We start from the raw sequence: 10,801 nt of genomic DNA, 5'->3' as shown, positions 1-10,801 counted from the left end.
GGGGGCGGTCGGGGGCGCGTTCCTCGGTGGCCGGTTCCGTCATGCCCATCGAGGTCAGCTGCTTGGAGCGGACGATGGCGATGAGAACGGGCGCGCCGATGAGGGCGACGATGACGGAGACGGGCGCCTCGAAGGGCCGGGAGACCACGCGGGCGGCGATGTCGGAGACCGTCAGGACGCAGCCGCCGATCAGCCCGGCGAGCAGCAGCCGGGCCGCCAGCCGGGTGCCGGCCAGGGCGCGGGCGAGGAAGCCGGCGAGCAGGCCGAGGAAGGAGATGGGTCCGGCGAGCGCGACGGCGGCGGCGGTCAGAAGGGTGACGCCGATGGCCACGACCGTACGGATCACGGGGGGACGGTGGCCGAGGCTGCGGGCCAGATCGTCGCCGAGCGCGAGGGCGGAGAGCGGGCGGGCGACCAGGAGGGCGACGAGGAAGCCGGTGGCGAGGACGGGGGCGAGGCGGCCGAGTTCGCCGAAGCCCTCGACCCCTGCGAGGGAGCCGAGAACCCAGAAGCGGAATCTGTCGTAGGTCTCGGCGGAGTTGACGACGATGACGCTGGTGAGCCCGCCGAAGGTCGCGCCGAGCGCCGCACCCGCGAGGACCAGGCGCATGGGAGAGCCGCCGCCGCGTCTGCCGGAGATGAGGAGGACGAGGCCGCTGGCGACCACCGCGCCGACGAACGCGCAGACGAGGTAGGCGAAACCGGAATCGAAGCCGAGGAGTGCGATGCCCGCGACGACGCCGAGGGACGCGCCCGCGTTGACGCCGAGCAGTCCGGTCTCGGCCAGCGGGTTGCGGGTGACCGCCTGGAGCAGACACCCGGCGACGCCGAGGGCGGCTCCGACGAGCAGCGCGGTGAGGGTGCGCGGGAGGCGCAGGTCGCCGACGACGAGGGAGAGCCGGGCGTTGTCGCGCGCGCCGTCCCGGCCGAGCAGGTAGTCCAGGACTCCGCCGGGGCCGACCTCGCCCGCGCCGATCGAGAGGGAGAGGGCCGTCAACAGGACGACGGCGAGGGCCAGTCCGGCGACGGCGACCACGACGGTCCGCCGTCGCGGATCGGCCGTTGAACCCGAGGCGCCGGGAGCCGGCCGGGGGCCGGGGAGCTGTCCGGTTCCCGACGCTGTTCCCTTTTCGGTTCCCGAGGATGCTCCTGCGTGTCCGGCGGACGGGGCCTCCGACCGCCGGCCGGCTTCGCCCCCGCCCAACTGGACGGTCGAGGAGTCATATTCGGGAGCCGAGGCCGTGGTCCCCGTGCGCGGCATTTGCATAAGGTGAGGCTAGCCTAAGTGAGCATCGCCAGTTCGACACCCTTACGAGTGATCGATTCATTTAGGTTACCCTTACCTAACAACCGGAGGAGGTTGCTCATGCCTGAGCACATACCGGGCCGAAGCGGCGAGTTCAACGGCCGCACCGCCCTGGTCACCGGTGCCGCACAAGGCATCGGCGCGGCGGTCGCCGACCTGCTCGCCACCCTCGGCGCCCGCGTGGCCGCCACCGATCTCGCCCTGCCCGGCATCGAGGCGCTGGCCACCGAGTGGACCCGGACGCAGGAGAAACTGCCCGGCGACGAGCGTTCGACAGGCAGCCTGGACCCATATGTGATGGACGTCACCGACCGCGGCTCGGTGGAGAGCACCGTGGCCCGCGTGGAGCGCCGACTGGGTCCGGTCGACGTCCTGGTGAACGTCGCGGGCATCTTGCGCACCGGCCCGGCGGCCGTGCTCTCCGCACAGGACTGGGCGGACACCTTCGCGGTGAACGCCACCGGCGTCTTCCACGTCTCCCAGGCCGTCGCCCCGCTCATGGCGGCCCGCGGATCCGGCGCGGTCGTCACCGTCGGCTCCAACGCCGCCGGGATCCCCCGCACCGGCATGGCCGCCTACGCCGCGTCCAAGGCGGCCGCCGCCATGTTCACCAAGTGCCTGGGGCTCGAACTCGCCCCCAGCGGCGTGCGCTGCAACGTCGTCGCACCCGGCTCCACCGACACGCCGATGCAACGAGCGCTGTGGACCGATCCGGGCGCCGAACAGCGCGTCATCGACGGGGACCCCTCGACGTACCGCACCGGCATCCCGCTGGGCCGGATCGCCGACCCCGGGGACATCGCGGAGACGGTGGCGTTCCTCGCCTCGGACCGCGCCCGCCACATCACCCTGCAGGAGCTGTACGTCGACGGCGGAGCGACGCTGCGCTGACCGCCCGGCCGCCTCTCCCGTCTCTTCCTTTCCTTCACCTCCCATCCAGCCCCCGCACCCGCTGACGGGACCATCGAGAATGGAGTCCCCGTGTCGACGGCATCCCAGGTCGCCACGCACACCGCCCCGGCCGATCCGGCCCACCCGGCCGTAGGAGCGGCCACCTCGCTGCTGGACGCCTACACACCGGGCGACCACTTTCTCGCCACCCCCGGACGCACACTGCTCGCACGCGGCCCGGGACGCCAGGTCCCCCATGACGGGAGACCGTTGACCGCGCGGGTGGACGCCACGCTCGCCGCAGCGGTCGCCGCCGGACAGGAATCGCCGGTGGTTCTCGGCGCCATCCCCTTCGACCACACCGCCCCGGCCGCCCTGAGCGTCCCGGAGTCCGTACGCACCGCACCTCCGCTCGCCTCCGACCCGCTCATCGCCCTGCCCGCCGGTGCGCCCACCGCGGGTACCTGGGAGATACGCCAGGTGCCCGAACCGGACATCTACGGCAAGGGCGTCGCCTCCGCCGTGGAGCGCATGTGGCGCGGCGAGTTCAGCAAGGTCGTCCTGGCCCGCACCCTCGAACTCACCTCCGATACCCCGCTCGACCTGCCCGCGATGCTCCAGCGCCTCGCCCGCCGCGACCCCTCCGGCTATACCTTCGCGCTGCCGACCGGCCCCGGGCGCACCCTGATCGGTGCCAGCCCCGAGCTGCTCGTCTCCCGCCACGGCCGGCAGGTCGTCGCCAACCCGCTGGCCGGGTCGACCCCGCGCAGCGCCGACCTCGCCGAGGACGTGCGCCGGGCGGCGACGCTGCTGGAGTCCGCCAAGGACCTGCACGAGCACGCCGTCGTCGTGGACGCCGTCCACCAGGCGCTCGCCCCGCACTGCACGGAGCTGACCGTCCCGCCCCGCCCGACACTCATCCGCACCGCCACCATGTGGCACCTCTCCACCACGGTCACCGGCACCCTGCGCTCCACCGACGCCTCGGCGCTGGAGCTGGCCGTCGCGCTGCACCCGACGCCCGCCGTGTGCGGGACGCCGACGCCGACGGCCCGTCAGGTCATCGCGGAGACCGAGCCGTTCGACCGCGGGTTCTTCACCGGAGTGGTCGGCTGGGGCAACGCCGACGGCGACGGCGAATGGGTCGTCACGATCCGCTGCGCCGACGCCGAGGAGCGCACGCTGCGCCTGTACGCCGGAGCGGGCGTCGTCGCCGCCTCCGAGCCCGCGGCGGAGACCGCCGAGACCGCGGCCAAGTTCCGCACCTTCCTGAGCGCCGTGGGAGCCGAGCTGTGAGTACGGACGCGGCGCCCACCTGGCCCGCCGAGTTCGCGGCGAGGTACCGGGCGGCCGGCTGGTGGCGTGGGGAGACCTTCGGGGAAATGCTGCGGCAGCGCACCGCGGACCATCCGGACCGGGTCGCGATCGTCGACCCCGTGGCGGGGAGCCGGTGGACGTACGCCGATCTCGACCGGCGCGCCGACCGGCTGGCAGCGGGCTTCCTCGCCCGCGGCATCACCAAGGGCGACAGGGTGGTGGTGCAACTCCCCAACATCGCCGAGTTCTTCGAGGTGATCTTCGCGCTGTTCCGGATCGGCGCGCTGCCCGTCTTCGCGCTGCCCGCGCACCGCGAGAGCGAGATCACCTACTTCTGCGAGTTCACCGAAGCGGTGGCGTACGTCATCGCGGCCGAGCACGGCGGCTACGACTACCGGGTGCTGGCGTCGAAGACCCTCGCCCAAGTGGGCACGGTGCGCCACGTGTTCGTCGCCCAGGGGGATTCCGGCGAGTTCGAGGCGCTGTCCGAGGTCGCCGAGGAGCCGGTCGGCCACGGCGGTCCGCGCCCGGACGACCTGGCCTTCCTCCAGCTCTCCGGCGGCAGCACCGGCGTACCGAAACTGATCCCCCGCACCCACGACGACTACATCTACTCGCTGTGGGGGTCCAACGACATCTGCGCGGTCGGCGAGCGCAGCGTCTACCTGTGCGTCCTGCCGGCCGCCCACAACTTCCCGCTCTCCTCCCCCGGTTCGCTCGGCACGCTGTACGCCGGGGGCCGTGTGGTGCTGTGCCCCCAGCCCTCGCCGGAGGTGGCGTTCCCGCTGATCGAGCGCGAGGGCGTCACCATCACCGGGCTCGTACCGCCGCTGGCCCTGCTGTGGACGGAGGCCGCGCCGAGCACCGTGCACGACATCAGCAGCCTGGACGTCCTGCTCGTGGGCGGCGCCAAGTTCAGCGAGGAGGCGGCCCGCCGGGTGCGGCCCGCACTCGGCTGCACACTCCAGCAGGTCTTCGGCATGGCCGAGGGGCTGGTCAACTACACGCGGCTGGACGACCCGGTCGAGATGATCGTCACCACGCAGGGCCGGCCCATCTCGCCCGACGACGAGGTCCTGGTCGTCGACGACGAGGACCGGGAGGTGGCCCCGGGCGAAACGGGGCACCTGCTGACCCGGGGCCCGTACACCATCCGGGGCTACTGGAACGCCCCCGAGCACAACGCCCGCTCCTTCACCGAGGACGGCTTCTACCGCACCGGCGACATCGTGCGGACCACCGCGACCGGGCACATCGTCGTCGAGGGGCGCGCCAAGGACCAGATCAACCGGGGCGGCGAGAAGATCGCCGCCGAGGAGGTCGAGAACCACATCCTCGCCCACCCGGCCGTGCACGACGCCAACGTGGTGGCCGAGCCCGACCCGTATCTGGGCGAACGCGTCTGCGCCTATGTGATCCTGCGCTCGGGCGCGGGTCCGCTCAAGGCGGTGGCCGTCAAGCGGTTCGTACGCGAGCGGGGTCTGGCCGCCTACAAGGTGCCGGACCGGGTCGAATTCGTCGACGCGTTCCCGCAGACCGGTGTGGGCAAGGTCTCCAAGAAGGACCTGCGCAACGCCGCCGCCCGCACCACTTCTTCGTCCCCGTCCCACTGAACGACTCCCCGAACGGAACCCTCTCCACCATGGCTCTGCCCGCCATCGTCCCCTACCCCATGCCGTCCGCCGACGAACTGCCCGCCAACCGGGTCGACTGGACCGTCGACCCCGCGCGTGCGGTGCTCCTCGTCCACGATCTGCAGAACCACTTCCTGTCGGCGTACGACCGCCGGGCCGCACCCGTACCCGAACTCCTCTCCCGTGTGGCCGAGTTGAAGAAGGACGCGGCGCGGCTCGGCGTGCCGGTGCTCTACACCGCGCAGCCCGGCGGCCAGAGCGCGGTGGAACGCGGCCTCCAGCAGGACTTCTGGGGCCCGGGCCTCCCGGCCGACGAGCACCTGGCGGCCATCGCGGACGAGGTCGCGCCCGACGCGGGCGACACCGTCCTCACCAAGTGGAAGTACAGCGGCTTCGTCCGCACCGACTTGCTGGAGCGTCTGCGCGAGCAGGGCCGCGACCAGATCGTCATCACCGGCGTCTACGCCCACATCGGCGTGCTCATGACCGCGTGCGACGCCTGGATGCAGGACATCCAGGCGTTCGTGGTGGCCGACGCGGTGGCGGACTTCTCGGCCGAGGACCATGCGATGGCGCTGCGGTGGGCCGCGGGCAAGTGCGCCGTCGTCACCACCGCCCGGACCGTCTTCGAAGGGAAGTGACCGCTGTGGCGCTCACGCTCGAACAGCTCCGTGCCGATGTCGCCGACGTGCTCGGCGAGGAACCCGAGGAGATCCCCGTCGACGAGAACCTCGTCGACTACGGTCTCGACTCCGTCCGCCTGATGTCGCTGGCGGCCGCCTGGCGCCGCGACCACGGCATCGAGGTGGCCTTCGCCGACCTCGCCGAGAAGCCCGCGCTGGAGTCCTGGGCCCCGCTGCTGGGCGTGACCGGCTGACCCTGCGGCCCGGCTGCGGCCCGTACGTGGTCACCGAGGGCGGTGGGAACCCGAACACCGGGTTCCCACCGCCCTCGACGCGTGTCCGGCGCGGGTGCGACGTCTGTCCGACGAAGGTTCCGACGCACGCCCGGCGCACAGTGGTACAGTGCGATGAGCACATGTGCATGCCCCTTCTCATCGGGCACCGGTGCTGATTTCTCTCCACCGCTGTTGCGCCCGTCCTTTCCGACCGGCGATCCAGCTTCTTCCCAGCGTTGTCGCTGTCGCTCCGGCCCAGGGCTTCCGTGCCCCCGGTGCGTGGCGTGATGTCCGCCGCCCCTCCGTACGCCGTCCCCTCATTCGCCTGTCCGCGAAAGGACCCCTCCCATGACCACCACACTCGAACGCCCCGTAACCAGGGAACAGCGCCCCGTCCGGGCCGCCGGCCTCCTCGACACCACCGACAACGGACACGGCACGCTCAGGGTCCACGGCGGCCGCCCCTCCCCCGACGACATCCAGGTGTCGTCGGCCCTGATCCGCCGCCACGGACTGCGCAAGGGCGATGCCGTCGAGGGCGGCTGCGACTGGCCGCGCACCCTGTCCTCGGTCGACCGCGTGAACGGGCTCGCTCCTGAGGACCTGCGGGGGCGCCGCCGGTTCCACGACCTGACTCCCGTCCACCCCCGCGACGGCTGCGGCTGGAGACGCCGAACGGCGGGCCCGCACCGCGCGTCGTCGATCTCGTCTCGCCCGTCGGCAAGGGCCAGCGCGGCCTGATCGTCGCACCGCCCCGGACGGGCAAGACGGTGCTGCTGCAGCAGCTGGCCGCGGCCGTCGCCACCAACCATCCCGAGGCGCACCTGATGGTGGTGCTGCTCGACGAACGGCCCGAGGAGGTCACGGACATGCGCCGCTCGGTACGCGGCGAGGTGTACGCGTCGACCTTCGACCGGCCCGCGCGGGAGCACATCGCCCTGGCCGAACTCGCCGTCGAGCGCGGCCGACGCCTCGTCGAGCAGGGCCGGGACGTGGTGATCCTGCTGGATTCCCTCACCCGGCTGTGCCGAGCCCACAACAACGCCGCCCGCGCGGGCGGCCGGACCCTGAGCGGCGGCGTCGACGCGGCGGCCCTGTCCGGCCCCAAGAAACTGTTCGGCGCGGCCCGTTGCGCCGAGGAGGGCGGTTCGCTGACCATCCTGGCGACGGCCCTCGTGGAGACGGGCTCACGGGCCGACGAGTTCTTCTTCGAGGAGCTGAAGGGCACCGGCAACATGGAGCTCCGGCTTGACCGCTCCGCGGCCGAGGCACGGATCTTCCCGGCCGTCGACATCACCCGATCCGGCACCCGACGTGAGGAACTCCTCTTCGGTACGAGTGAGTTGGCAGCCGTACGAGCTCTTCGCCGCGCCCTGAACGCGCGGGACGGGCAGGGCGCCCTTCAGGTACTGCTCGACCGGGTCCGGCGCACCCCGGACAACGCCGCCTTCCTGCGACAGGTGCGGCCGACGGTGCCGGACACCTGAGCCCCGGCACCGTCGGCGGCCCGGACCGCTGCTATGCCCCGCCCAGCGCTTCGGAGACGAGCGCCCTGGCCTCCTCCTGGACCTGGGCGAGGTGGCCGGGGCCCTGGAAGCTCTCCGCGTACACCTTGTAGACGTCCTCGGTGCCCGAGGGGCGGGCGGCGAACCAGGCGCTGTCGGTGCAGACCTTGAGGCCGCCGATCGGGGCCCCGTTGCCGGGGGCCTCGGTGAGCACGGCGGTGACGGGTTCTCCGGCCAGGGTGTCGGCCTTGACCTGCTGCGGGGAGAGGCGGCCCAGAACGGCCTTCTCCTCGCGGGTGGCGGGTGCGTCGATGCGGGCGTACGCCGGTTCCCCGAAGCGGGCGGTGAGGTGCCCGTAATGCTGGGAGGGGGTGGATCCGGTGACGGCGGTGATCTCGGAGGCGAGGAGGGCCAGCAGGATGCCGTCCTTGTCCGTGGTCCAGACCCGGCCGTCGCGGCGCAGGAAGGAGGCCCCGGCGGACTCCTCGCCGCCGAAGCCGAGGCTGCCGTCGTAGAGGCCGTCGACGAACCACTTGAAGCCGACCGGGACCTCCACCAGGGTGCGGCCGAGGTCCTGGGCGACCCGGTCGATCATGGACGAGGAGACCAGGGTCTTGCCGATGCCGGTCCCGGCGGCCCAGCCGTCGCGGTGGGTGTAGAGGTAGTCGATGGCGACGGCCAGGTAGTGGTTGGGGTTCATCAGGCCGCCGTCGGGGGTGACGATGCCGTGCCGGTCGGCGTCGGCGTCGTTCCCGGTGGCAATGGCGTACGCGTCGCTCTGTTCGATCAGCGAGGCCATGGCGTGCGGGGACGAGCAGTCCATCCGGATCCTGCCGTCCCAGTCCAGCGTCATGAACCGCCAGGTGGGGTCGGCGAGCGGATTGACCACGGTGAGGTCGATCCGGTGCCGCTCCGCGATCCGCCCCCAGTAGGCGACGGACGCACCGCCGAGCGGGTCTGCGCCGATGCGGATGCCCGCGTCCCGTACGGCGTCGAGGTCGAGGACGGAGGGCAGGTCGTCGACGTACGCGGTCAGGAAGTCGTGCCGGCGGGTGGTTTCGGCGGTCAGGGCGCGGGCGTACGGGATCCGGCGGACCTCTCCGAGTCCGGCCTCGATCAGGGCGTTGGCCCGGTCCTGGATCCAGGAGGTGGCGTCGGATGCGGCCGGCCCCCCGTTCGGCGGGTTGTACTTGAAGCCGCCGTCGGCGGGCGGGTTGTGGGACGGGGTGACCACGATGCCGTCGGCCAGGCGCCCGGCGCGTCCCCGGTTGTACGTGAGGATGGCGTGCGAGACGGCGGGGGTCGGGGTGTAGCCGTCCTCGCTGTCGATGAGGACGGTGGCCCCGTTGGCGGCGAGCACCTCCAGGGCGGTGACCCGGGCGGGTTCGGACAGCGCGTGGGTGTCCGCGCCGAGGAACAGGGGCCCGTCGGCGCCCTGGCGGGTGCGGTAGTCGCAGATCGCCTGGGTGGTGGCGGCGATGTGGTCCTCGTTGAACGCGGCGGCGAACGCGGAGCCCCGGTGGCCGGAGGTGCCGAAGGCCACCCGCTGGGCGGGCTCGGCCGGGTCGGGGTGGAGGGCGTAGTAGGCCGTCACCAGCCGTGCCACGTCGACCAGGTCTGCGGACTGTGCCGGCTGCCCGGCCCGTTCGTGCACCATCGGGTCTCCTCGTACGTCTTCGTCGTCGGCCGGCCCGCGGGGAGACGGGCCCGGCGCACCGGGGAAACGATCACCCCGGTCCGTACCCGATTCTGCTCTCCCGGCCGCCCCGGTGCGCGACCGGTTCACGCCTTCCTCGTGTCGCGCCCCGGCCGGAACAGTGCCGCGCCCCCCGTCCGGAGCGGACGGGGGGCGCGGGAAACGTGCGGGCGGGGGCTCAACGGCCCTGGAGGGACTTCACGTTGTCGCCGAACGTCCAGCCCTTGGAGCCGTCCCAGTTCAGGGACCAGGTCATCAGCCCCTTGAGGGAACCGTTGTAGTGGTTCCAGGCCTGCGAGACGAGTCCGGTGGACATGTGGCCGCCGCCGGCACCGGGCTGGGCGGGGAGGCCGGGGACCTGCTTGTCGTAAGGCACCCTGATGGTGGTGCCCTGGATGACGAGCCCGTTGTTCAGGCAGTCGGTCTGGGCGGTGAAGCCGGCGACGGTGCCGGCGGAGTAGGAGTCGCCGGAGCAGCCGTACATGCTGCCGTTGTAGTACTGCATGTTCAGCCACCACAGGCGGCCGTTGTCGGCGTACTTCTTGATGATGGGCAGGTACGAGCCCCAGATCGAACCGTAGGCGACGCTGCCGCCGGTGACGTACGCCGTCTCGGGGGCCATGGTGAGACCGAAGTTCGACGGCATCGCGGCGAGGACGCCGTCGATGATGCGGATGAGGTTGGACTGCGACGCGGACAGCTGGTTGATGTTTCCGCTGCCGACGAGGCCGGTCTCGATGTCGATGTCGATGCCGTCGAAGTTGTACTTCTTCAGGATCGGCACGATCGTCTCGACGAACCGGTCGGCCACCGTGCTGGAGCTGAGGTCGATCCCCGCCGCGGCTCCGCCGATCGACATGAGGGTGGTGAGGCCGGAGGCCTTGGCCCGGCACATCTCGGCAGGGGTGGCGACCTTGACGGTGCGGTCCATGCCGTCCTCCCAGAGGACGGTGCCGTCGGAGCGGATGACGGGGAAGGCCGCGTTGATGACGTTGTATCCGTGCTGGGTGATACGGGAGTCGGTGATCGGGATCCAGCCGAGCGGCGGGTGCACACCGTTGGCCGCCCCGTCCCAGTTCTCCCAGTACCCCTGGAGCACCTTGCCGGTGGGCTTCGACTTGACCGCGCAGGTCACGTCGGCGGCCGCGCTGTTCGTCTCTGCCGCCTCCGGCGGAGCGGCTCCGACCAGCATCGGTAGGACGAGCGCCGCCGCCAGGCCGACACCCAGCAGTCGTGAGGTTCGACTCATGATCCGTACGTCCTTCCAGCCCGGGTCCGCCGCCGACGGTGCGAAGGGTTCGCCCCGTCCCGCCCTGTGTCGTGACCCTGCCAAACCGTAGAATGGTCCAGACCTTCGGTCAAGAGGTCTGGACCTGACCGTCCGCCAGGAGCGGTGGCGGCGGACGGTGGAGCGGTTCCTTGAGGGCTCCCGTCCGCTTCGCCGCCCGGGCGGGGTCCAAGAGTTCCCGTACAATATGACCGCCCTACGCCCCTGTTAGGCCCCCTGAAAGGGTTGCAGCACCGCTTGAGATCCGATAGGTCGACCATAGCCGC

8 protein-coding genes and 1 pseudogene are annotated in these 10,801 nt (G+C 71.8%); 6 read left to right on the top strand and 3 right to left on the bottom strand.

The window, feature by feature from the left end; genetic code table 11:
• Positions 1–1,267, bottom strand: a 1,267-nt coding sequence (locus tag B9S58_RS03910; RefSeq protein WP_146063458.1) for an iron ABC transporter permease, incomplete at its 3' end; no start/stop codon positions are given.
• A gap of 99 nt (positions 1,268–1,366) precedes the next feature.
• Here B9S58_RS03910 and dhbA point away from each other — a divergent pair.
• The 6 genes and pseudogenes from dhbA to rho all read left to right on the top strand — a co-directional run bounded on the left by dhbA (position 1,367) and on the right by rho (position 7,533).
• A complete protein-coding gene (dhbA, locus tag B9S58_RS03905) occupies positions 1,367–2,197 on the top strand; it encodes a 2,3-dihydro-2,3-dihydroxybenzoate dehydrogenase (protein WP_103530743.1) in 831 nt (276 codons plus the stop codon).
• A gap of 90 nt (positions 2,198–2,287) precedes the next feature.
• On the top strand, positions 2,288–3,493 hold the full coding sequence (gene dhbC, locus B9S58_RS03900) for an isochorismate synthase DhbC (RefSeq protein ID WP_103530742.1): 1,206 nt from the start codon (positions 2,288–2,290) through the stop codon (positions 3,491–3,493).
• On the top strand, positions 3,490–5,127 hold the full coding sequence (locus tag B9S58_RS03895) for a (2,3-dihydroxybenzoyl)adenylate synthase (RefSeq protein ID WP_103530741.1): 1,638 nt from the start codon (positions 3,490–3,492) through the stop codon (positions 5,125–5,127). Before dhbC ends, B9S58_RS03895 begins: the two co-directional genes overlap by 4 nt.
• Positions 5,128–5,156: 29 nt before the next feature.
• Positions 5,157–5,789 (top strand): isochorismatase family protein, encoded by a 633-nt coding sequence (locus tag B9S58_RS03890; RefSeq protein WP_103530740.1) that lies wholly within the window; start codon positions 5,157–5,159, stop codon positions 5,787–5,789.
• On the top strand, positions 5,786–6,025 hold the full coding sequence (locus B9S58_RS03885; RefSeq protein ID WP_103530739.1) for a phosphopantetheine-binding protein: 240 nt from the start codon (positions 5,786–5,788) through the stop codon (positions 6,023–6,025). The genes B9S58_RS03890 and B9S58_RS03885 overlap by 4 nt, the downstream gene beginning before the upstream one ends.
• 369 nt (positions 6,026–6,394) lie before the next feature.
• Positions 6,395–7,533, top strand: a pseudogene (rho, locus tag B9S58_RS03880) (transcription termination factor Rho).
• A gap of 31 nt (positions 7,534–7,564) precedes the next feature.
• Here the strand turns inward: rho and pgm are convergent.
• On the bottom strand, positions 7,565–9,208 hold the full coding sequence (gene pgm, locus B9S58_RS03875) for a phosphoglucomutase (alpha-D-glucose-1,6-bisphosphate-dependent) (RefSeq protein ID WP_103530738.1): 1,644 nt from the start codon (positions 9,206–9,208) through the stop codon (positions 7,565–7,567).
• 217 nt (positions 9,209–9,425) lie between these two features.
• Positions 9,426–10,496: a chitinase gene (locus B9S58_RS03870; protein WP_181009178.1), complete on the bottom strand. Its 1,071-nt coding sequence runs from the start codon at positions 10,494–10,496 to the stop codon at positions 9,426–9,428.
• Positions 10,497–10,801 lie beyond the last annotated feature (305 nt).

Source organism: Streptomyces sp. SM11, from assembly GCF_002910905.1.
Taxonomy (GTDB): domain Bacteria; phylum Actinomycetota; class Actinomycetes; order Streptomycetales; family Streptomycetaceae; genus Streptomyces.
Note: the sequence above shows the minus strand (reverse complement) of the source record. Positions and strands in the feature narration are given on the sequence as shown.